21 protein-coding genes and 1 pseudogene are annotated in these 21,527 nt (G+C 39.1%); 19 read left to right on the top strand and 3 right to left on the bottom strand.

Annotation, left to right across the window (positions count from 1 at the left end; all coding sequences use genetic code 11):
* The first annotated feature begins 50 nt into the window (after positions 1 to 50).
* The gene (locus A3I7_RS13105) at positions 51 to 263 is read left to right on the top strand and encodes a hypothetical protein (protein WP_245538836.1); all 213 of its coding nucleotides are present in this window, start codon (positions 51 to 53) and stop codon (positions 261 to 263) included.
* Positions 264 to 419: 156 nt separating this feature from the next.
* Entirely contained in the window at positions 420 to 788 is a 369-nt protein-coding gene (locus A3I7_RS0103800) for a hypothetical protein (protein WP_018375456.1), read from the top strand.
* A 103-nt stretch (positions 789 to 891) separates the two neighbouring features.
* On the opposite strand, the gene A3I7_RS0103795 is transcribed toward A3I7_RS0103800, so the two are convergent.
* Together A3I7_RS0103795 and A3I7_RS0103790 are read right to left on the bottom strand one after the other, a co-directional pair.
* The gene (locus tag A3I7_RS0103795; RefSeq protein WP_018375455.1) at positions 892 to 1,758 is read right to left on the bottom strand and encodes a hypothetical protein; all 867 of its coding nucleotides are present in this window, start codon (positions 1,756 to 1,758) and stop codon (positions 892 to 894) included.
* The gene (locus A3I7_RS0103790) at positions 1,755 to 2,309 is read right to left on the bottom strand and encodes a TetR/AcrR family transcriptional regulator (protein WP_018375454.1); all 555 of its coding nucleotides are present in this window, start codon (positions 2,307 to 2,309) and stop codon (positions 1,755 to 1,757) included. The genes A3I7_RS0103795 and A3I7_RS0103790 overlap by 4 nt, the downstream gene beginning before the upstream one ends.
* A gap of 319 nt (positions 2,310 to 2,628) precedes the next feature.
* On the opposite strand from A3I7_RS0103790, the gene A3I7_RS14725 reads away from it, so the two are divergent.
* The 12 genes from A3I7_RS14725 to purH all read left to right on the top strand — a co-directional run bounded on the left by A3I7_RS14725 (position 2,629) and on the right by purH (position 15,775).
* Positions 2,629 to 2,925, top strand: a complete 297-nt coding sequence (locus A3I7_RS14725) for an MFS transporter (RefSeq protein ID WP_281166547.1) — start codon at positions 2,629 to 2,631, stop codon at positions 2,923 to 2,925.
* Positions 2,862 to 3,848, top strand: a complete 987-nt coding sequence (locus tag A3I7_RS13100; RefSeq protein WP_281166546.1) for an MFS transporter — start codon at positions 2,862 to 2,864, stop codon at positions 3,846 to 3,848. Before A3I7_RS14725 ends, A3I7_RS13100 begins: the two co-directional genes overlap by 64 nt.
* 113 nt (positions 3,849 to 3,961) lie before the next feature.
* On the top strand, positions 3,962 to 4,963 hold the full coding sequence (gene plsX / locus A3I7_RS0103780; protein ID WP_018375453.1) for a phosphate acyltransferase PlsX: 1,002 nt from the start codon (positions 3,962 to 3,964) through the stop codon (positions 4,961 to 4,963).
* Between the two features lie 8 nt (positions 4,964 to 4,971).
* Complete coding sequence (locus A3I7_RS0103775; protein WP_018375452.1) at positions 4,972 to 5,220, top strand: acyl carrier protein; 249 nt, start codon at positions 4,972 to 4,974, stop codon at positions 5,218 to 5,220.
* A gap of 118 nt (positions 5,221 to 5,338) precedes the next feature.
* Positions 5,339 to 6,049: a phosphoribosylaminoimidazolesuccinocarboxamide synthase gene (gene purC / locus A3I7_RS0103770; protein ID WP_018375451.1), complete on the top strand. Its 711-nt coding sequence runs from the start codon at positions 5,339 to 5,341 to the stop codon at positions 6,047 to 6,049.
* A gap of 52 nt (positions 6,050 to 6,101) precedes the next feature.
* Complete coding sequence (locus A3I7_RS0103765) at positions 6,102 to 9,827, top strand: phosphoribosylformylglycinamidine synthase (protein WP_018375450.1); 3,726 nt, start codon at positions 6,102 to 6,104, stop codon at positions 9,825 to 9,827.
* A 134-nt stretch (positions 9,828 to 9,961) separates the two neighbouring features.
* A complete protein-coding gene (purF, locus tag A3I7_RS0103760) occupies positions 9,962 to 11,419 on the top strand; it encodes an amidophosphoribosyltransferase (RefSeq protein ID WP_018375449.1) in 1,458 nt (485 codons plus the stop codon).
* A gap of 2 nt (positions 11,420 to 11,421) precedes the next feature.
* Positions 11,422 to 11,676, top strand: coding sequence for a hypothetical protein (locus tag A3I7_RS0103755; protein WP_018375448.1), 255 nt, complete (start codon positions 11,422 to 11,424; stop codon positions 11,674 to 11,676).
* A 183-nt stretch (positions 11,677 to 11,859) separates the two neighbouring features.
* Complete coding sequence (gene purM, locus A3I7_RS0103750; protein ID WP_018375447.1) at positions 11,860 to 12,879, top strand: phosphoribosylformylglycinamidine cyclo-ligase; 1,020 nt, start codon at positions 11,860 to 11,862, stop codon at positions 12,877 to 12,879.
* Positions 12,879 to 13,430 carry a phosphoribosylglycinamide formyltransferase gene (gene purN / locus A3I7_RS0103745; RefSeq protein ID WP_018375446.1) on the top strand — a complete coding sequence of 184 codons (552 nt, stop codon included), beginning with the start codon at positions 12,879 to 12,881 and terminating at the stop codon, positions 13,428 to 13,430. The genes purM and purN overlap by 1 nt, the downstream gene beginning before the upstream one ends.
* Entirely contained in the window at positions 13,430 to 14,170 is a 741-nt protein-coding gene (locus A3I7_RS0103740; RefSeq protein WP_018375445.1) for a GNAT family N-acetyltransferase, read from the top strand. The genes purN and A3I7_RS0103740 overlap by 1 nt, the downstream gene beginning before the upstream one ends.
* Before the next feature lie 57 nt (positions 14,171 to 14,227).
* Positions 14,228 to 15,775, top strand: a complete 1,548-nt coding sequence (purH, locus tag A3I7_RS0103735; RefSeq protein WP_018375444.1) for a bifunctional phosphoribosylaminoimidazolecarboxamide formyltransferase/IMP cyclohydrolase — start codon at positions 14,228 to 14,230, stop codon at positions 15,773 to 15,775.
* A 483-nt stretch (positions 15,776 to 16,258) separates the two neighbouring features.
* Here purH and A3I7_RS0103730 read toward each other — a convergent pair whose 3' ends face one another.
* Complete coding sequence (locus A3I7_RS0103730) at positions 16,259 to 16,795, bottom strand: TetR/AcrR family transcriptional regulator (protein ID WP_018375443.1); 537 nt, start codon at positions 16,793 to 16,795, stop codon at positions 16,259 to 16,261.
* A gap of 171 nt (positions 16,796 to 16,966) precedes the next feature.
* On the opposite strand from A3I7_RS0103730, the gene A3I7_RS0103725 reads away from it, so the two are divergent.
* The 5 genes and pseudogenes from A3I7_RS0103725 to A3I7_RS0103705 all read left to right on the top strand — a co-directional run bounded on the left by A3I7_RS0103725 (position 16,967) and on the right by A3I7_RS0103705 (position 21,497).
* The gene (locus A3I7_RS0103725; RefSeq protein ID WP_018375442.1) at positions 16,967 to 17,476 is read left to right on the top strand and encodes an HXXEE domain-containing protein; all 510 of its coding nucleotides are present in this window, start codon (positions 16,967 to 16,969) and stop codon (positions 17,474 to 17,476) included.
* 21 nt (positions 17,477 to 17,497) lie between these two features.
* Positions 17,498 to 17,710 (top strand): annotated as a pseudogene (locus tag A3I7_RS0103720) (Abi family protein); the annotation flags it as partial.
* 69 nt (positions 17,711 to 17,779) lie between these two features.
* Positions 17,780 to 19,594, top strand: coding sequence for a P-loop NTPase fold protein (locus tag A3I7_RS0103715; protein WP_018375440.1), 1,815 nt, complete (start codon positions 17,780 to 17,782; stop codon positions 19,592 to 19,594).
* A gap of 204 nt (positions 19,595 to 19,798) precedes the next feature.
* Positions 19,799 to 21,064 carry a phosphoribosylamine--glycine ligase gene (purD, locus tag A3I7_RS0103710; protein WP_018375439.1) on the top strand — a complete coding sequence of 422 codons (1,266 nt, stop codon included), beginning with the start codon at positions 19,799 to 19,801 and terminating at the stop codon, positions 21,062 to 21,064.
* Entirely contained in the window at positions 21,054 to 21,497 is a 444-nt protein-coding gene (locus tag A3I7_RS0103705) for a 2-thiouracil desulfurase family protein (protein WP_018375438.1), read from the top strand. The genes purD and A3I7_RS0103705 overlap by 11 nt, the downstream gene beginning before the upstream one ends.
* The last annotated feature ends 30 nt before the right edge of the window (positions 21,498 to 21,527 follow it).

The raw sequence follows: 21,527 nt of genomic DNA, 5'->3' as shown, positions 1-21,527 counted from the left end.
TCTGGTTGCATTGGTTATACTGATAGCATAAAGAGAAGGAGGTTTGCTTGATGTCACTTATAGAAGCAAATGAAAAAATAGCAGAAAAAGTTGTCAATGCCCATAAAGTTGTTGAAAAAACAGTTGTTAATGGGTATAAAGTAACAGAGACGGCAGCCGTAAATAGTTTCACCATAGTATCAGATAAATTTATTGGGAAATTTTTACCAAAGATAATGAAACGCTTGAGGAAGCTAAGGCACGTCTACAAGTTTCAGCAATAGCATCTAAAGAACGGTCAAAAGCCAAGCATGATGCTCATGCCAAACACGTTGTTAAATAGCTTACATATTATCAAAGTAGGTAAATAAGAGTAAAGATAAAACAAAACATTTGTTTTTAACTTTTCCAGATTTTATATTAGAGAAAGAGAATGAAAGATGAAAAAAAGAGATTTTATTGTGTTGATTGCTTATACGGTTAGTTTGCTTGTTTTGGCTTTAGGAATGTGCCTTTATACACTGCCAGAGTGGGGAATGCCATCACTGGGAATGCCTTTATCTATTTTAGGGCTTGTTTTAGTTGTCGTATCATGGATTCTTCAGAGACGATTATCAGGAAAAGGAGCACCAAACTTAGATCTTAAGTTGACAGCAAAAGTTCTTTACTGTGTCTTTGCCTTGTTAGTATTTGGTGGAGGATTTGCCTTAGTCACAGCTGGAAATTTTGTCCTTGGGGTTATCCTTGGTTTCATTGGTCTTATCTTAATTATCGGCATTATTCCAGTTGCTGTTGGTTTGAAAAATTAAAAAGAACCTGAGTAAATAGCTCAGATTCATTTATTAGAGTTCGTGTTTATATTCCAGTACGAATGCTGGAATACAAATACGAATTTTTTGATCTCTTGAGTTCTTACGAACTCATTTTTTTAAGATTTTTTTGTGCTTGATTAATCATTAGTAAAGCGAGGACATTGATAATAAGAAAAATGGCAATACCTGTTATAAGTGATGTTGTGGTCCAATCTAACTCATTTTTAGTGTTAAATGTCTGAAGCATAATGGTTTGAAGCGTAAAAACAGAAAAAAGGGAAGAAGTGAGACTGACATATCGACTTGCGACTAATAGTGGGTGTTTTAATTTTCGGGATTGGATAGTATTGATAAAAGATGTGATAGCAATGGTAAAAGTATAGACTGCCATAGCAATAGCGTAATTAGTGCCACTATTGAGATGATATTTTTGGCTAATGACTAAAATAATTGTTGCCACCAGGGCAAACGAAACAGCAGAAATGAGATAAGCCACTAACCGATAGGTACGCCAAGCACGTGATAAATCCTCGCGATGTTTACGGAAAGAGTAACCAAGAAAAGATTTTTGCAATGCTAAGATAGCATGGTAAAGAGCGACAGTAAAGTACCAAGGAGAGTGATTGTAACTACCAACAGCAATCATTGCCAAGCAGTAAATCAGATTAGTAGCAAGTCCTGTTAAAATAGACAGGCTACTGGTTAGCCAAGGGTTTTGCAAGAAAGCTACTTTTCGTTTTTTGAGGCTAATCCAATAAATAAAACAGATGACAAAATAGGCAGTTCCAATACCGGAAAGTGTGTTCGTGATATAGGCGAACATGCTGTCTTCTTCAAAGACCATTGTTCCTAAATAAGAAAGAACAAAAATAATTATCAGTAATAGGACAATTAGTTTCCATGATGGTTTTAAAAAATTGGATTTCGATAAGGGGTCTTGTTTTGTTTTCAGCTTGCTAGTAGTCATTTATTCTCCTTAGGAATACAAGTTTGGATAATATCAACTATTTCTTCAATTGGCTCTGTGCAGTCGTTACGCAACCAGCGGGAAATAATCTGAGTGATACCTGCCATGAAAAAGCTAACCATGTAAGCGATACGTATAGGGTCTGTAACACCGTGAGCATGAAATCGGGGAGTAAAAATAGTAGCGACAAGACTGTCAAAACGATCTTTATGTTGGAAATCGTGCTCATGACTGAGATAAATACGGTAGATTTTTTGGTGATCTTTTACAAAGGTTAGATATGGAACAAGATAGGCATCTCCCACTAAGTCTGCCTTTTCATCTGACTTATAATTTGTTTGATAGTGCTTGAATTCAGATCTGAAAAGGCTAGTGAGGTATTGATAAGCATCCTCTAGCAAATCTATTTGGTTGTCATAGTAACTGTAGAAAGTAGAACGGTGGACACCAGCTTCTTTACAAATTTGACTGACAGAAATACGTTCAAATTCTTTTTCATCCAAGAGAAGAATAAGTGCTTGTTGTAATTTTATTTTAGCAGACTCAGCCACTGTAAATACCTCGTATCTTTTTAGTGTTAGTTTACCGAAAAAACTAGATTTTTTCCAGATTCCGACAAAATTACTAAAATTTGTCGTGGTTCAGTAATTCCCTGCTTGCTATACTTATATTATCAATTTTGAAAGGGACTTTCACATGGATAATACTTTAGATTCTAAAAAATGTACTTTAATTTTTCTTAGCTTGGTGGTTTCTTGTATTTCAGCAACTATTATGTCGACAGCTCTTACAACAAGCCTTACCCTCAATTTTAACCGATCTATCACGCAATTATTGGGGTAGTGGCTCACAAGCGGTTATTCATTGGTTATGGCAATTGCCATGCCTTTGTTGGCTTTTTTGATTAATACTATTCCCACAAAGCGTCTTTATCTTTTTTCGTTGGGGATTTTTCTTTTAGGCGTCCTTATTGCCTTTTTTGCACCTACCTTTCCTATCTTAATGGCAGCTCGAGCCTTGCAAGCTATTGGAAATGGTATTATGACATCAATGGCTCAGGTTGTCTTGCTCACGATTTATCCACCAGAAAAACGTGAGGTATCATGGGCTGGTATGGTCTCTCAATTAGTGCAGCTCCTGTCTTGGCTCCGACACTATCTGGCTTGATTGTTGATAGTATTGGATGGCGCGCCATTTTTGGTCTAACGGCAATTGTCATTGCTGCGTCAACTTTATTTGCTTTGCTTATTTTTAACAATGTTCTTTCAGTTTCAAAACAATCCTTTGATATTCCCTCTTTTTTACTTAGTAGTTTAGCATTTGCAGGTTTGACACTGGGAATTGGGAATTATGGCACAGTAGTTTTCTGGAGTTTCCAAGTCGTCGGCCTCATTTTTTTAGGAATTGTATCTGGGGTAGCTTTTACTTACAGGCAACTTGATTTAGAAAGAGCCTTTCTTAATATTAGAGTTTTCAAGAGTAAGGCTTTCACAGTTAGCGTTTGTGCTTCTATTTTACTCTATATGGTGATGATGGGATCATCTGTTATTATGCCTTTATATGTTCAAAGTTTGCTTGGTTATTCAGCTACAATATCAAGTTTTGTGGTGCTTCCTGGCTCACTGGCGATGGCAATTGTCAGCCCCTTTGCTGGAAGAATTTTTGATAGATTAGGGATTAAACCTTTATTATTATTGGGGTTAATTTGTCTTGTTATTTCCACATTGGGGATGTTTTATATTTCAAGTGCAACTCCTCTTTGGTTACCCGCTTTCTACAATGTTGTTCGCTCAATTGCCATTGGTTGTCTCATGATGCCTTTAGTGACTTGGGGAACTAGTCATATCGCTTCCCAGTTTACAGCAGATGGGACCGCTCTATTAACCTCTCTTCGTACTGTTGGTGGTGCCATTGGATCAGCTGTTTTTGTGAGTTTGATGAGTACCTTAGCTACAGCTAACAGTTTGATGGGACAAATTCAAGGGTTGAATCGTGCTTTTCTCTGTATGACCTTTGTGGCAGTACTTTTACTTGCTCTTGGTCTCTTCTTTGTAAAAGGAGAAAAAGGGGATACGAATTCCCTATCTTAGAGAATAGTTCTTCGGTCAAATCATTAAAAAGCTCTGCAATTTTTCAAAAAATGAAAAAATTCCAGATTCGTGCTATAATAAAGCCATTAATTCATTAAGTAAGGAAGTTTGATATGAAAATTATTGCAGTAGATGCTATGGGTGGGGACCACGCCCCTCAGGCAGTGGTAGAAGGTGTCAATCAAGCCTTGGCTGCTTTTCCAGACATTGAAATTCAACTTTATGGTGATGAGGCAAAAATTAAGCAGTATCTAACGGCGACAGAACGTGTTAGCATCATCCATACAGATGAGAAGATTAACTCTGATGATGAGCCAGCAAAGGCTATTCGTCGTAAGAAAAAAGCTAGCATGGTGCTGGGTGCTCAAGCTGTCAAAGAAGGACAGGCTGATGCTGTTGTTTCGGCAGGCAATACAGGTGCTTTGTTAGCAGCAGGTCTCTTTGTTGTTGGGCGTATAAAAGGTGTTGACAGACCTGGACTTATGTCTACGCTACCAACACTTGATGGTAAGGGCTACGATATGTTGGATTTAGGAGCTAATGCTGAAAATACAGCTACTCATCTCCATCAATATGCTGTGCTAGGATCTTTTTATGCTAAAAATGTGCGCAATATTGACAGGCCGCGTGTTGGCCTGCTCAACAATGGTACAGAAGATACAAAAGGAGACCCCCTACGCAAGGAGACGTATGCTTTATTGGCAGCAGATACTTCCCTGAACTTTGTGGGGAATGTGGAAGCGCGTGATCTTATGAATGGTGTTGCTGATGTAGTGGTTGCTGATGGTTTCACGGGAAACGCTGTACTTAAGACAATGGAAGGAACAGCTTTAAACTTAATGGGTAGTCTCAAAACTTCCATTAAAGAAGGTGGTCTAATAGCCAAACTTGGTGCCTTATTCTTGAAAGATAGCTTGTATCGTCTGAAAAATACTTTAGATTATACCAGTGCAGGAGGTGCCGTTCTCTTTGGGCTTAAGGCTCCAGTAGTTAAATGTCACGGATCAAGTGATGCAAAATCTGTCTACTATACTCTTAAACAGGTCCGTACGATGCTTCAGACGAATGTAGTGGGTCAGCTTGTAGATGAATTTACCCCGAAAAAGGTAGATTAGGAGGGAATATGACAAAAGAAGCTATTTTTGAACGTATTGTTATCATCATAAAAGAACAACTTCATAAGCCAGAATTAGATATTAAACCTTCAACAACCTTACAGGATGATTTAGGAGTGGATTCAATTTCTTTGATGGAATTTATCATTAGCTTAGAGGATGAATTTGGTTTGGATATTCCGGATGAGGATGTTGAGGATATGATGACGATGGAAGAAATAATGGAGTATTTGTATAGCCGTCTATCGCAGAAATAAACGTTCGTATTTTACGGACGTTTTTATTTTCTTTTAAGAAAAAAGTCTGTAAAATGTTGAACTTTGCTTTTTCTTATGTTAGAATTTAGTTGAATAAATCTGAAAGGCGAACAAAATCATGTCACGACAACTTATTTATACAGGAAAAGCCAAAGATATCTATACCACATCTGAAGATGAGAATTTGATTATTTCGGTTTATAAAGACCAAGCTACCATGCTCAATGGCGCTCGTAAAGAGACTATTCAAGGTAAAGGCGTGCTAAATAATCAAATCTCATCTCTTATTTTTGAAAAATTAAATGCTGCTGGTGTGGCCACTCACTTTGTTAAACAATTATCAGAAACCGAACAATTAAATAAAAAAGTTGATATCATTCCACTTGAAGTTGTTTTGCGTAATGTCACTGCAGGTTCATTCTCAAAACGCTTTGGTGTTGAAGAAGGAATCAAATTAGATACTCCAATCGTTGAATTTTACTACAAAAATGATGATTTGGATGATCCGTTTATCAATGATGAACACGTAAAATTCCTTGGTATTGCAAGTGATGAAGATATTGCCTATATCAAAGCAGAAACACGTCGTATTAATGAACTTTTGAAAGATTGGTTCAGCCAAATTGGTCTTAATTTGATTGATTTCAAATTGGAATTTGGTAAAGATAAAGATGGCAAAATTATTCTTGCAGATGAATTTTCACCAGATAACTGCCGTCTTTGGGATGCTGAAGGTCACCACATGGATAAAGATGTTTTCCGTCGTGATTTAGGTAGTTTGACAGATGTTTACGAAGTTGTCCTTGACAAACTCAAAGGGCTTAACTAAAAACTGTAATTTCTAAATCAAGTAGAAAGAAGAATTCTAAAAAGGGTAAAAAATGAATAAACGAATTTTCGTTGAGAAAAAATCAAATTTTAACATTAAGTCTCAGGCGCTTGTTAAAGAACTCAAACATAATCTTCAATTAACAAGTTTGACTGATTTACGCATTATTCAAGTTTACGATGTTTTTGATTTGGCAGATTCGCTTTTCGAACGTGCTGAAAAACACATTTTTTCCGAACAAGTAACGGATAATATTTTGGCTGAGAGTGATGTGGTTGCTGAACTTGCTAACTACGCTTTCTTTGCTATTGAATCACTTCCAGGTCAATTTGACCAACGTGCAGCGTCCTCACAAGAAGCTTTGCTTTTACTTGGCAGCAATAACGATGTGACTGTCAATACTGCTCAACTTTATCTTGTTAACAAGGATATTGATACTGCTGAACTTGATGCGGTTAAGAATTATCTTCTTAATCCAGTAGATTCTCGTTTTAAAGATATTACGACAGGAATTGCGCCACAAGCATTCTCAGAATCAGATAAAACGATTCCAAATCTTGACTTCTTCAAGACTTATACAGCGGCTGAATTTGCTGATTATAAAGCTGAGCAAGGTTTGGCGATGGAAGTTGATGACCTTGTCTTTATCCAAGAGTACTTCAAATCAATTGGGCGCGTACCAACGGAAACAGAATTGAAAGTTTTGGATACTTATTGGTCAGACCACTGCCGTCACACAACTTTTGAAACTGAGCTTAAACATATTGACTTCTCAGCGTCTAAATTCCAAAAACAATTGCAGGCAACTTATGATAAATATATTGCTATGCGTGATGAGCTTGGACGTTCTGAAAAGCCACAAACATTGATGGACATGGCGACAATCTTTGGTCGTTATGAACGTGCGAATGGTCGCTTGGACGATATGGAAGTGTCAGACGAAATTAACGCCTGTTCGGTTGAAATTGAAGTTGATGTGAACGGTGTTAAAGAACCATGGCTTTTGATGTTCAAGAACGAAACACACAATCACCCAACGGAAATTGAACCCTTTGGTGGTGCCGCAACCTGTATCGGAGGTGCAATCCGCGACCCATTGTCAGGACGTTCTTATGTTTATCAAGCCATGCGTATTTCAGGTGCTGGTGATATTACAAGACCAATTGCAGAAACACGTCTTGGTAAATTGCCACAACAAGTGATTTCTAAAACAGCGGCACATGGTTATTCTTCATATGGTAACCAAATCGGTCTTGCCACAACTTATGTTAAAGAATATTTCCACCCAGGATTCGTCGCTAAACGTATGGAACTCGGTGCCGTTGTCGGTGCAGCTCCTAAGGGAAATGTTGTTCGTGAGAAACCAGAAGCTGGTGATGTGGTTATTCTTCTCGGTGGTAAAACTGGTCGTGACGGTGTCGGTGGTGCAACTGGTTCATCTAAAGTTCAAACGGTTGAATCTGTTGAAACAGCTGGTGCAGAAGTACAAAAAGGGAATGCCATTGAAGAACGTAAAATTCAACGTCTTTTCCGTAATGGTCATGTGACTCGCCTCATTAAAAAATCAAACGACTTTGGTGCTGGTGGTGTCTGTGTGGCAATTGGTGAATTAGCTGACGGCCTTGAAATCGACCTTAACAAAGTGCCTTTGAAATACCAGGGACTTAATGGAACTGAAATTGCCATTTCTGAATCACAAGAACGGATGGCTGTTGTGGTTCGTCCGAAAGATGTGGATAGCTTTATTGCAGAGTGTCACAAAGAAAATATTGACGCGGTAGTGGTTGCCACAGTTACTGAAAAACCAAATCTTGTTATGACTTGGAATGGTCAAACAACCGTTGATATTGAACGTCGTTTCCTTGATACAAACGGTGTGCGCGTGGTGGTTGATGCTAATGTTGTTGACAGTCAAGTTGACATGCCAGAACAACGTACAACTTCAGCTGCGACACTTGAATCTGATACCGTAAATGTTCTTTCTGACCTTAACCATGCCAGTCAAAAAGGTTTACAAACTATCTTTGATAGCTCTGTTGGTCGTTCAACGGTTAACCATCCGATTGGTGGTCGTTATCAAATCACGCCAACAGAAAGTTCAGTTCAAAAACTTCCTGTTCAAAATGGCGTAACAACAACAGCTTCTGTTATGGCTCAAGGGTTCAACCCTTATATTGCTGAATGGTCACCATATCATGGTGCAGCTTACGCTGTTATCGAAGCAACAGCGCGTTTGGTGGCAACAGGTGCGAATTGGTCTAAAGCACGCTTCTCTTATCAAGAGTATTTCCAACGTATGGATAAACAAGCTGAACGCTTTGGACAACCAGTGTCAGCCCTTCTTGGGTCAATCGAAGCGCAATTACAACTTGGTTTGCCATCAATCGGTGGTAAAGACTCAATGTCTGGTACCTTTGAAGAATTGACAGTACCACCAACATTGGTTGCTTTTGGTGTGACAACAGCTGATAGTCGTAATGTTCTTTCGCCAGAATTTAAAGCAGCTGATGAATACATTTACTACATTCCAGGGCAAGCTATTTCACAAGAGATTGATTTTGATTTGATTAAAGCTAATTTTGCTAAATTTGAAGCGATTCAAAAAGCACACCATATCACATCAGCTTCAGCTGTTAAATATGGTGGTGTAATTGAAAGCTTGGCACTTGCAGCTTTTGGTAACCATATCGGTGCTAAAGTAGAATTGGCAGAGCTTGCAACTAGCTTGACAGCACAACTCGGTGGCTTTATCTTTACATCTACTGAAGAAATTACTGAAGCTAGCAAAATCGGTGAAACTACAGCTGACTTTACACTTGCTGTCAATGGTGTCAACCTTGCAGGAGATAAACTTTTGTTAGCTTTTGAAGGCAAACTCGAAGATGTTTATCCAACTGAATTTGAACAAAGTACAAAACTTGAAGATGTTCCAGCAGTTGCTTCAGATGCAGTGATTAAAGCAAGTGAAAAAGTTTCTGAACCATTGGTTTATATTCCAGTCTTCCCTGGTACAAACTCTGAGTACGATTCAGCCAAAGCCTTTGAACAAGCAGGAGCAAAAGTTAACTTGGTACCGTTTGTAACACTTGATGAAGCAGCTATTGAAGCATCAGTTGACACAATGGTTGACAACATTGACAAGGCTAATATCATCTTCTTTGCAGGTGGTTTCTCAGCAGCGGATGAGCCAGATGGTTCGGCTAAATTCATTGTTAACATCCTCTTGAACCAAAAAGTCCGCGCAGCCATTGACAGCTTTATTGAAAAAGGTGGTCTCATCATTGGTATTTGTAATGGATTCCAAGCGCTTGTCAAATCAGGTCTACTTCCATACGGTAACTTTGAAGATGCGACTGAAACAAGTCCAACTCTTTTCTACAATGATGCTAACCAACACGTGGCGAAAATGGTTGAAACACGTATTGCCAATACGAATTCACCGTGGCTTTCAGGTGTGGAAGTGGGTGATGTTCATGCTATCCCAGTTTCTCATGGGGAAGGTAAGTTTGTGGTAACAGATCAAGAGTTTGAACAGCTACGAGATAATGGACAAATCTTCAGCCAATACGTTGACTTTGATGGTAAACCAAGTATGGATTCTAAGTACAATCCAAACGGCTCTGTTAATGCGATTGAGGGTATTACAAGCAAGAATGGTCAAATCATCGGTAAAATGGGACACTCAGAACGTTATGAAAAAGGTCTTTTCCAAAATATTCCAGGAAATAAAGACCAAAAATTATTTGAAAGTGCAGTAGCCTACTTTACAGGGAAATAATCACAGTAGATTACATGCTGTACTGAACACGGCCTAAGCACTGTGTTAAAAAGATAAAGCGTCTAGAAAATCAGGATTTTCTGTCACTTTCCTAGTTTGACGGTGTGCTTAACGGTCTTTGTATCGAGGTAAAAATGACATACGAAGTAAAATCTTTAAATGAGGAATGTGGTGTTTTTGGGATTTGGGGGCACCCTCAAGCAGCTCAAGTGACTTATTTTGGACTCCACAGTCTTCAACACCGCGGTCAAGAAGGTGCTGGTATCGTCACAAACGATAACGGCAAACTTCTTCAGCACCGTAATACTGGTCTTCTTTCAGAAGTATTTAAAAATCCTGCTGATTTGGAAAAATTAACAGGAACTGCAGCTATTGGTCACGTTCGCTATGCGACTGCTGGCTCTGCGTCTATTAATAACATTCAACCATTTCTTTACAACTTTACAGACGAGCAATTTGGGCTTTGCCACAATGGTAATTTGACAAATGCAGTATCATTAAAAAAAGAATTGGAAGACCAAGGGGCGATTTTTAATGCCTCATCTGATACTGAAATTCTAATGCATTTGATTCGTCGTAGCCATAATCCTGAGTTTATCGGTAAAGTCAAAGAAGCGTTGAACACTGTCAAAGGTGGCTTTGCTTATCTTTTGATGACAGAAGATAAATTGATTGCTGCGCTTGACCCAAATGGTTTTCGTCCGTTGTCAATTGGGAAAATGGCAAATGGTGCTTGGGTAGTATCAAGTGAAACGTGTGCCTTTGAAGTGGTTGGTGCTAAATGGGTCCGTGATGTAAAACCGGGAGAACTTGTTATCATTGATGACAATGGCATTCAGCACGACACTTACACAAATGATACACAGCTTGCCATTTGCTCAATGGAATACATCTATTTTGCACGTCCTGACAGTGATATTTATGGAGTCAATGTTCACACGGCTCGTAAAAATATGGGGAAACGTTTGGCACAAGAATTCCAATATGAAGCTGACATTGTCGTTGGTGTACCAAATTCATCACTTTCAGCAGCGATGGGATTTGCTGAAGAGTCAGGTCTCCCAAATGAAATGGGTTTGGTGAAAAATCAGTACACACAACGTACTTTCATTCAACCGACACAAGAGTTGCGTGAACAAGGTGTTCGCATGAAGCTCTCAGCCGTATCTGGTGTTGTTAAAGGTAAGCGCGTAGTTATGATTGATGATTCTATCGTACGTGGAACAACATCACGCCGTATCGTTCGTTTGCTTCGTGAAGCTGGTGCAACAGAAGTTCATGTGGCAATCGGTAGTCCAGAATTGAAATACCCATGTTTCTACGGTATTGATATTCAAAATCGCCGTGAATTGATTTCAGCTAATCATACCAAAGATGAAGTTTGTGAGATTATTGGTGCTGATAGCTTGACTTACTTGTCAATTGACGGTTTGATTGAATCAATCGGTCTTGATACAGATGCGCCAAATGGTGGTTTGTGTGTAGCTTACTTTGATGGGAATTATCCTACCCCTCTTTATGATTATGAAGAAGAGTACCTTCGAAGTTTAGAGGAAAAGACAAGCTTTTATATTGAAAATGTGAAGAAATAGTAGTGATAAAAATTCTTTCAAGGCTGAAGCGTTTCGTCTTCGTTGAAATCGTCTTGGTGTTTATTGGTCTTGGTAGTGGCATCTGGAATTGGTTTCAACATGGCTTTTCAAAAGCTTGGTTACCAATGTTAGTAGCTGTCATTTTAGGTGTTTCTGCCTGGCAACATCATGGACTTCGAATTGAGTTAGAAAAGCAGATCAAGTTAGAGGACAGCTCTGCTATTTCCAAAGAAAGGAAAGAAAATGACAGAAAATAAAAATGCTTACGCCCCATGTCTTACCACTGACTAAAGGCTAAAGCATTTGTCAGTGGACGCTTTGTCCTATGGGACCAAAGCTAAAGACCTGACTAGTTTTTTCAGTTAAAATGATGGTTTGACTGAAAAAACGTCGCAATCTCCAAAATGGTTTTTTGACAAAAAAAGAGAAGGAAAAATATTATGACAAAAAATGCTTATGCTCAATCTGGTGTTGATGTTGAAGCGGGTTATGAAGTTGTTGCACGTATCAAAAAACACGTTGCGCGTACTGAGCGTGCAGGTGTTATGGGAGCTCTTGGTGGCTTTGGTGGTATGTTCGACCTTACAAAAACTGGTGTGAAAGAACCTGTTTTGATTTCAGGAACTGATGGTGTGGGAACAAAACTCATGCTTGCCATCAAATATGATAAGCACGACACCATTGGTCAGGACTGTGTGGCCATGTGTGTCAACGATATCATTGCAGCTGGTGCGGAACCACTTTACTTCCTAGATTACATTGCAACTGGTAAAAATGAACCTGCAAAACTTGAACAAGTCGTTGCAGGTGTTGCTGAAGGTTGTGTTCAATCTGGCGCAGCTCTTATCGGTGGTGAAACTGCTGAAATGCCTGGTATGTATGGTGAAGATGATTATGATTTGGCTGGTTTTGCAGTAGGTGTTGCTGAAAAATCACAAATCATTGATGGTTCAAAGGTTGCTGAGGGAGATGTTCTTCTTGGACTTGCTTCAAGTGGGATTCATTCAAATGGTTATTCACTTGTCCGTCGCGTCTTTGCTGATTATACGGGTGAAGAGGTCCTTCCAGAGCTTGAGGGTAAACAGTTGAAAGACGTTCTTCTTGAGCCAACACGCATCTATGTGAAAGCAGTGCTTCCACTCATCAAGGAAGAGTTAGTTAACGGTATTGCCCACATCACTGGCGGTGGTTTCATTGAAAATGTTCCACGTATGTTTGCGGATGATTTAGCGGCTGAAATCGAAGAAGATAAAGTTCCTGTTCTTCCAATTTTTAAGGCTATTGAGAAATATGGTAGCATCAAACATGAAGAGATGTTTGAAATCTTTAATATGGGTATTGGTTTGATGTTGGCAGTCAGTCCTGATAAGGTTGAGCGTGTGAAAGCCTTGCTTGACGAGCCTGTTTACGAACTTGGTCGCATCGTGAAAAAAGCTGATGCAAGTGTGGTGATTAAGTAATGAAAAAAATTGCAGTTTTTGCTTCTGGCAATGGCTCAAACTTCCAGGTGATTGCAGAGCAATTTCCCGTTGACTTTGTCTTTTCAGATCACCGAGATGCTTATGTCTTAGAGCGTGCAGAAAAACTCGGTGTGACAGCCCATGCATTTGAACTCAAGGAGTTTGACAACAAAGTCGCTTACGAAGAGGCAATCGTTGCTTTACTTGAAGAATATGACATTGACTTGGTTTGCTTGGCAGGTTACATGAAAATCGTAGGACCGACCTTATTGGCCGCTTACGAAGGTCGTATCATCAACATCCACCCAGCCTACCTACCTGAATTTCCAGGAGCTCATGGTATTGAAGATGCTTGGGAAGCGGGAGTGGACCAGTCGGGTGTCACGATTCACTGGGTGGACAGCGGTGTGGACACAGGAAAAGTCATCAAACAAGTACGTGTGCCACGCTTGGCTGATGACACCATTGAAAGCTTTGAAGCTCGTATTCACGAAGCAGAGTATCAGCTTTATCCAGAGGTCTTAGAGTTACTGGGGGTAAAGAGAAAGTAATGAAAGAGCAAATTGCTGATCTTTTTGAAGGTTGGGAAGAGACACTTATATGGTCTTGCTTACAAGGTGTAATGGGAGAGGTATTAGTCGATGATGTGGAGAATCCAAAGTCTGCTCTTGCTAAAATTGGCAGATGTGCTTCATTTGGCTTTCTAGCTGGACAACCAACAGTTTCTTTAATAGAAGTTTGTCGTGGCGAAGATATCATTTTGGTTCCAGAGGATGAGGCTTGGGTAAAACTGATTGATGAAGCTTATGAGGACATTGCTCAACCCTTTACCCGCTATGCAACAAAAAAAGATACAGTTTTTGATACGGAGCGATTGGAGAAACTGGCAGCTAATCTACCGAGTGATTTTGCATTAAAATCAATCAATGAAAATCTTTATCAGCAGTGTCTGCAGGAATTCTGGTCACAAGATTTAGTTGCTAACTACAAGGATGTTGAAGAGTTCTTGAGGTTGGGATTGGGTTATGTTATTGTTTATGAGAACCAGATTGTGTCTGGTGCTTCATCCTACTCAACATACAAAGATGGCATTGAAATTGAAGTTGATACTCACCCAGATTTTAGACGAAAAGGATTAGCAAAGGCTGTAGCAGCTCAACTTATCCTAGAATGTTTAAAACAAAATCGTTACCCAAGTTGGGATGCGCACACTAAAAATTCACTAGATTTAGCTAAAAAATTAGGTTATGAATTTTCACATGAGTATATTGCTTATGAGTTTGAGTGGTAGTAGCCTATTCGTAATAAAAGTAGGTAATTGAAAATTTATTTAAACAAAGGAGAAAACATGACTAAACGCGCACTGATTAGTGTATCAGACAAAGCGGGCATTGTTGACTTTGCCCAAGAATTGACAAAACTTGGTTGGGAGATTATCTCAACTGGGGGGACCAAGGTTGCCCTTGATAATGCTGGGGTTGCTACCATCGCCATTGACGATGTGACCGGTTTTCCAGAAATGATGGACGGAAGGGTCAAGACCCTCCATCCAAAGATTCATGGCGGACTCTTGGCGCGTCGTGACACAGAAAGTCACTTGCAGGCGGCTCAAGACCATGAAATTGGCTTGATTGATTTGGTGGTGGTAAACCTTTATCCTTTTAAGGAAACCATCTTGAAACCAGATGTGACTTATGCTGATGCGGTTGAAAATATTGACATTGGTGGACCTTCAATGCTTCGCTCTGCAGCCAAAAACCATGCAAGTGTGACGGTTGTGGTTGATCCAGCTGATTATGCGGTGGTCTTGGAAGAATTGGCTGACGCAGGTCAGACAACATTTGAAACTCGTCAACGCCTAGCAGCGAAAGTTTTCCGTCATACAGCGGCTTACGATGCCTTGATTGCAGAGTACTTTACGGCACAAGTCGGGGAAACTAAGCCTGAAAAATTAACTCTGACTTATGACCTCAAACAACCCATGCGTTATGGAGAAAATCCACAACAAGATGCAGATTTTTATCAAAAAGCTTTGCCAACGGATTACTCTATTGCTTCAGCTAAACAGTTGAATGGTAAAGAATTGTCCTTTAATAACATTCGTGATGCGGATGCGGCCATTCGTATTATCCGTGATTTTAAAGATCGTCCAACGGTTGTGGCACTTAAGCACATGAATCCATGTGGTATCGGTCAAGCAGATGACATCGAGACAGCTTGGGATTATGCTTATGAGGCTGACCCTGTATCCATTTTCGGAGGCATCGTTGTTCTCAACAGAGAAGTAGATGCTGCGACGGCTGAAAAGATGCACCCGATTTTCTTAGAAATCATCATTGCACCAAGCTATACAGAAGAAGCGCTAGCTATTTTAACCAATAAAAAGAAAAATCTCCGTCTTCTTGAGTTAGCCTTTGATGCGCAAGATGAGAGTGAAATTGAGAAAGAATACACGGGTGTTGTGGGAGGTCTTTTGGTACAAAACCAAGATGTTGTCGAAGAAAATCCAGCTGATTGGAAAGTTGTGACAAAACGTCAACCAAACGATCAAGAAAAAACAGCGCTCGAATTTGCTTGGAAAGCTATCAAATACGTAAAATCTAACGGTATCATTGTGACAAATGACCACATGACACTTGGTGTTGGTCCTGGTCAAACCAATCGTGTGGCTTCTGTTCGTATCGCTCTTGACCAAGCCAAAGATCGTCTTGACGGTGCTGTCCTTGCTTCAGACGCTTTCTTCCCATTTGCAGATAACGTTGAAGAAATTGCTGCCGCAGGTGTGAAAGCAATCATTCAACCTGGTGGTTCAGTCCGTGACCAAGAATCAATCGACATGGCAGACAAATATGGTATTACCATGGTATTTACAGGAGTTCGTCATTTTAGACATTAAGAATTTCGAAAATAGCAATAAGCACCCCAAACGTTAGGGTGCTTATTTTAAGTTTTCCGCAAGTTTTCTTTAAGCCTGTCTTAAGCTAGTCCAGCTATACTATAACCATCCTAGCAATAGGACTCCTAAAACTTTTCTTTTTCATAAATCTCCTAGAAAGAGCTAGATGCAAGTCTAGCTCTTTTGCTGTGTTTGAAAGGATTTTGCAAATCTAACTCTTGGGACAACCTTGCATAGTTATCCGTAAGTAGCTGACGCTACAACGGATATTGTCAAAACTTTCGCCGAACTAGTTCGGCATCCGTCACTGTAATGAGCTAAAGCTCAAACAGTGATCGTATCTTTTTCATAGCAGTGGCTACTAACAATTTTGTCACACTTTCAGCGTTTAAGATTGAAATAGCTATTAACGGCGGACACAAGAAAGATATTTATAAGAAGTGGGCTGGAGTTAGGTTTGTTCAAGTGTGTTAAGTTTTTATGCTAATTCAGTCGTTTTATAGTATCTAAAGCAAGGGCTGCCAGTTCATCCGCAGTCATCGTTTGATAATCAGATTTGAGCCATTCATCAAGCATACTATAAAGCCCCCCGCTGATGTATTGAATGTCATATATGATCTGTCTTTGATTGTCATTTTTTATGTGCCACGGCAATCTGATACTGTCATAAACATTTGGCAGCATATCATGATATCGTTGCAAGACAAATAGTGACAGATTGGCATCTTGTAAGATTTTTAGAGTATCGGTATACCTGCACCAATAATGGAAAAATGTTTTGACCAAGTCAGAAAAGCCACCTAGATTTCTTTTTTGAAGTTCAGTGATATAACCTTGAATCAAACGATCCAAATAATCTGTAAGAACCTGTTCTTTAGAATGATAATAACGATAAAAGGTTCTTCTGGAAATTTGAGCATGCTCACTGAGTTCTGCAATGCTGATATTTTGTAAAGAACGTTTAGTAGCTAACAAATCAAATAAGGCTTCTTCTAGCCATTGCCGTGTTTGGTATTCCATAATAATCCTCTTTTTGTCACATTTTGAGCCAACCTGTGCCAATTTTGTTTATCCTATGGTTTTTTTCGATATTTCTTTTATACTGTTCTTATCACATGTGATAACTAACTATACTATAGCGAATCTTTGGAGATGGCACAATAGTTTATTACACTTTAAGGAGGTCAAATTGTGAATAGTCTTTTTAATATCTGGATGCTACCCATTTTATTTATTTTACACGATTTTGAAGAAATTATCTTTGTTCCCTTGTGGAAAAAGAAACATCAGCAAGTGCTGAAGAAAATGAAAACTCCTTTCTTTGGAGCAACGACCAACGGTTCTGCCTTTGCAACAGGTGTCTTGGAGGAGTTTGTCATCTTGCTGTTGATTTCAGCTATTTGCCAAATGACGCAGAATGACCTACTTTATCTGTCTTTTGTACTGGCTTATACCTCTCATTTCATCATGCACTATGTGATGTGTTTTAAGTTTAAAGGGTATGTGCCTGGAGTTGTTACGGTAACGCTGCAAATTCCGCTGGTGCTTCTCATCATTACCCACTATTGGCATGTTATTTACTCAATACCAGTTTTTATCATGTCACTTGTTTTAACGATGGCGGTCGTTTATGCCAATCTTGTCATTATGCACCGCATCATGCCCAAAATTCAACACATCATGGAGGATTACACAAAGTAAAAGAAAGTTTTTATAACCGCTGGTCAGCTTCCGCCTTTTATGGCTGAAAATACCAAAATTAAAAATCGCTTCATGGCACAATTATACGCTCTCAAGCAACTTTATATTGATAGCGACAAATGGAATAACCATTTTATCCCGCGTTTAAAAGCCTTGTTTACCAAATACCAACCTAGTATCCATTTGCACCACTTGGGTTTTACCAATAATTGGGAACGTGTTTTGAGGAAATAAAAATATAAGAAGTGAGCCGAGAGGCTTGCTTTTTTGGTATAATGAGGAAAAATTTGTATAGGGGAAAATATGGAATATCTTAATAATGCTATTGAAAATTACATTAATGGTACAGATGGTTACGCTCTTCAAATTGACGGAGACTGGGGGAGCGGCAAAACTTATTATTTAAAAAATAATATGCAACAAAAATTTAAAAGTAAGCATAAAACTATTTATTTTTCTGTTTACGGCTATGACAAATTGTCAGAGTTAAAAAAAGATTTATTATATAAAATCTTTATGGAGCTTGAAGAAAGCCCCTTAATAAAGAAAGCCCATGGGCTCTTAGGAAAAATTAAGACCTCACCATGGATTTCAGATAATATGATTTTTAGCTCGGTAGGCTTGTTGTCTGATTATATTTTAGAATATATGAAAGATAAGAAGCTGGCTGAAACAAGCAACAAAGTTATTGTTATTATTGATGATTTAGAAAGGCTCAGCGGAAAACTTCAAATTCAGGATGTTCTTGGCTTCATTTTGAATGGTTTACTTGAAACTTTAAGATGCAGGGTAATTATAGTGTCAAACTCAAAGGAGATTTCTTTTTCAGATAAGTATAAAAAAATAAAAGAAAAAGTCATAGGAAGGACGATCCATTTTAACTATGATGAAAGAGGGCTGAAAGAGATAATATCTTCAAAAAGTCAAAGTGACTTTATTAAACAAAATTTAGACTGGGTATTGGATATTTTATCAATATCTTATAGAAATATTGGTGAAGTTAATTTAAGAACTTTATTTAGTATAGTTGATAATTTTGAGTTTGTAGAAACTAAACTGTTCTCTGAGATTAATAAACTTTTAGAAGAGAGAAATTTAGAAATCAAAAAATCAATATTTTTAAACATATTTGTAATAACCAATGAGTATAAACAGGGAGGACTGTCAGATGGTAATTTGCCTGAATTGAAGAGCCATAACTTTCAAAGATTTTTCTGGACATTTGGAGATGACAATTCTGAAAAGATAATGGATAAGATAATCAAAAAATATCATAATAAGAATCCTTTGTTTGATGCATTAATAGTATATTCAGATGTTCTCAATGAGTATGTTCTCAATGGTGTGTGGAATACTAATAACTATGTAAATAGTTGGGAAAGCACTTTTTATCCTAATAGAAAAATGCAAGCTTATGAATCATTGCAAAATTTTAGGCGTTTTTCGGATAGTGAAATCCATGATCTACAAGAGCAAGCAGTATGTGAAGTAATCAATAATGATTACTCCTACAAGGAATTATTAAGACTGTATGATCTTCTTTATCAGTTCAAAAAGCTAGACTTGTTATTTATTGAAGCAGATAAATTGGATATTGTTAGAGAAGAATTTATTAAAATGATTCAAAATGAAGGCAATAATAGCAGTACGATTGAATCATTGAGAGATGAGATTGTCTTTTCTGGAATAACGGACGTAGAGTTAAAAAATAGAATCAGTGAATTAATAAAAAAACTGGAAGAGCAGAATCAAAAAAATAAGAATCTACAACTACTTGATGCTATTTTTAAAGATGATAATCAAGCAGTAAAGAAAATAACCAATAATACACCGTTCGTGGATGTTAATATTTTTAAATATATTTTGGAATATGATTATGTAGAATCCTATATGTTATGTATTGGAAGTAAGGCAGACTATCTAATGAGTTATATTAATACGGAATATTTACATATATCAAATGCAAAGGATTTCCATCATGAAGAGATTCCAGATATAAGAAAATTAGTAGAAACCATTGATGATAAGATTGATTCAGTAGAGCTAGAACGCATTGATAGGTTTAAAATACGGCAATTACGAGAACGGTTATTGGAATTAGAAAAACATTTATCTTAGTTTGAATTTGATTATATTCAAAGTTTATGTTCAAGTGGATTGAACCGAACTTTTTTGTTATAATAGTCCTATATAATTCGTGAAACGAAAGGAATTGAACCCGATCGGAACGCTCGAGATTTAGAGAAGTTGTCTTTTGTGTCTACACACTGCACTGATTCCCTAAAACTCTATCGCTTTCTGTTCGCTCTTGGTATCTTGTTTATGAAACTTTTGGTTGTTGGTTCTGGCGGTCGTGAGCATGCGATTGCTAAGAAGTTATTGGCGTCTCCGCAGGTGGAGCAGGTTTTTGTTGCGCCCGGAAATGATGGCATGACGCTTGATGGGTTGGATTTGGTTAATATAGGAATTTCCGAACATTCTAAGCTCATTGATTTTGCCAAGGAAAATGATATTGCTTGGTCTTTCATTGGTCCTGATGACGCTTTAGCAGCTGGTATCGTTGATGATTTTAATCAGGCTGGGCTTAAAGCTTTTGGTCCGACTAAGTTAGCAGCGGAGCTGGAGTGGTCTAAGGATTTTGCTAAGGAAATCATGGTCAAATACGGCGTTCCGACAGCAGCCTATGGCACATTTTCCGACTTCGAGGAAGCAAAGGCTCATATCGAAAAGCAGGGCGCTCCTATCGTGGTCAAGGCGGACGGCTTGGCGCTGGGCAAGGGCGTGGTTGTGGCAGAGACCGTGGAGCAGGCGGTCGAAGCAGCGCATGAGATGCTGCTGGACAATAAGTTCGGCGACTCCGGTGCGCGTGTGGTTATCGAAGAATTTCTCGATGGTGAGGAGTTCTCCCTCTTTGCCTTTGTCAATGGCGACAAGTTCTACGTGATGCCTGCGGCGCAGGATCACAAGCGTGCCTACGACGGTGACAAGGGGCCAAACACGGGTGGCATGGGGGCTTATGCACCGGTGCCTCACCTGCCTCAAAGCGTGATTGACCAGTCGGTTGACAGTATTGTCAAGCCCGTGCTTGAGGGCATGATTAAGGAAGGACGTCCTTATCTGGGCGTGCTTTACGCGGGGCTTATCCTGACGGCTGATGGTCCTAAGGTTATTGAGTTTAACTCCCGCTTTGGCGATCCCGAGACCCAGATTATCCTACCGCGCCTGACTTCTGACTTTGCGCAGAACATCACGGACATTTTGGCTGGCAAGGCGCCTGACATCACGTGGCTGGACGCGGGCGTGACCCTCGGTGTGGTGGTCGCTTCAGATGGCTATCCGCTCGCCTACGAAAAAGGCCTGCCTCTGCCAGAAAAGACCGACGGCGATATCATCACCTACTATGCAGGGGCTAAGTTTGATGGCAATAGCAAAGCATTGCTGTCAAACGGCGGACGCGTCTATATGCTCGTTACCACAGCCGATACCGTCAAAGCTGCGCAGGACAAAATTTACGCCCAGCTTGATAAACAAAACACCACAGGCCTCTTTTACCGACATGATATTGGAAGTAAGGCCATTGAAAGATAAAAAAAGCTGTGTCTTAATTAGCGCCTGTCTGTTAGGGGAAAATTGCAAATATAATGGGAGCAATAATTACAATCAGGCTGTTATTGACTTTGTTGCAAATAAAGAGGTTATAGCAGTTTGTCCAGAAGTTGCTGGTGGCCTGCCAGTGCCGAGACCCCCTGTAGAAATTTTAGAGGGAAGGGTGTGTGATGTTGATGGAAATTTTTATGATAAAGAATTTCAAGAAGGAATTGAGCGTACACTTTCTCTCTTAGTCGAAAAAGACGTTGACTTTGCGATTCTTCAGTCGAGAAGTCCATCTTGTGGTGTTAATCAGATTTATGATGGTAGTTTTACTGGCAATAAAATTACGGGTAGCGGGTTATTTGCACAAGCATTACAAAAACAAGGTTATAGGGTTATTGATGCCCAAGACATAGGTAAAGAAAAATAATTTTTATAGATAATCAAATAAAATATAGCG

Source organism: Streptococcus orisratti DSM 15617 (assembly GCF_000380105.1).
GTDB classification, from domain to species: Bacteria; Bacillota; Bacilli; order Lactobacillales; family Streptococcaceae; genus Streptococcus; species Streptococcus orisratti.
The sequence above is the reverse complement of the archived record's forward strand: the minus strand, read 5'-3'. Positions and strand labels throughout refer to the sequence as shown.

Excerpts from the sequence above, each read along its gene's own strand:
- A3I7_RS13105 (WP_245538836.1), top strand. The coding sequence starts at position 51 with ATGTCACTTATAGAAGCAAATGAAAAAATAGCAGAAAAAGTTGTCAAT.
- A3I7_RS0103800 (WP_018375456.1), top strand. The coding sequence starts at position 420 with ATGAAAAAAAGAGATTTTATTGTGTTGATTGCTTATACGGTTAGTTTG.
- A3I7_RS0103795 (WP_018375455.1), bottom strand. The coding sequence starts at position 1,758 with ATGACTACTAGCAAGCTGAAAACAAAACAAGACCCCTTATCGAAATCC.
- A3I7_RS14725 (WP_281166547.1), top strand. The coding sequence starts at position 2,629 with ATGGCAATTGCCATGCCTTTGTTGGCTTTTTTGATTAATACTATTCCC.
- A3I7_RS13100 (WP_281166546.1), top strand. The coding sequence starts at position 2,862 with ATGGGCTGGTATGGTCTCTCAATTAGTGCAGCTCCTGTCTTGGCTCCG.
- plsX (WP_018375453.1), top strand. The coding sequence starts at position 3,962 with ATGAAAATTATTGCAGTAGATGCTATGGGTGGGGACCACGCCCCTCAG.
- A3I7_RS0103775 (WP_018375452.1), top strand. The coding sequence starts at position 4,972 with ATGACAAAAGAAGCTATTTTTGAACGTATTGTTATCATCATAAAAGAA.
- purC (WP_018375451.1), top strand. The coding sequence starts at position 5,339 with ATGTCACGACAACTTATTTATACAGGAAAAGCCAAAGATATCTATACC.
- A3I7_RS0103765 (WP_018375450.1), top strand. The coding sequence starts at position 6,102 with ATGAATAAACGAATTTTCGTTGAGAAAAAATCAAATTTTAACATTAAG.
- purF (WP_018375449.1), top strand. The coding sequence starts at position 9,962 with ATGACATACGAAGTAAAATCTTTAAATGAGGAATGTGGTGTTTTTGGG.
- purM (WP_018375447.1), top strand. The coding sequence starts at position 11,860 with ATGACAAAAAATGCTTATGCTCAATCTGGTGTTGATGTTGAAGCGGGT.
- purN (WP_018375446.1), top strand. The coding sequence starts at position 12,879 with ATGAAAAAAATTGCAGTTTTTGCTTCTGGCAATGGCTCAAACTTCCAG.
- A3I7_RS0103740 (WP_018375445.1), top strand. The coding sequence starts at position 13,430 with ATGAAAGAGCAAATTGCTGATCTTTTTGAAGGTTGGGAAGAGACACTT.
- purH (WP_018375444.1), top strand. The coding sequence starts at position 14,228 with ATGACTAAACGCGCACTGATTAGTGTATCAGACAAAGCGGGCATTGTT.
- A3I7_RS0103730 (WP_018375443.1), bottom strand. The coding sequence starts at position 16,795 with ATGGAATACCAAACACGGCAATGGCTAGAAGAAGCCTTATTTGATTTG.
- A3I7_RS0103715 (WP_018375440.1), top strand. The coding sequence starts at position 17,780 with ATGGAATATCTTAATAATGCTATTGAAAATTACATTAATGGTACAGAT.
- purD (WP_018375439.1), top strand. The coding sequence starts at position 19,799 with ATGAAACTTTTGGTTGTTGGTTCTGGCGGTCGTGAGCATGCGATTGCT.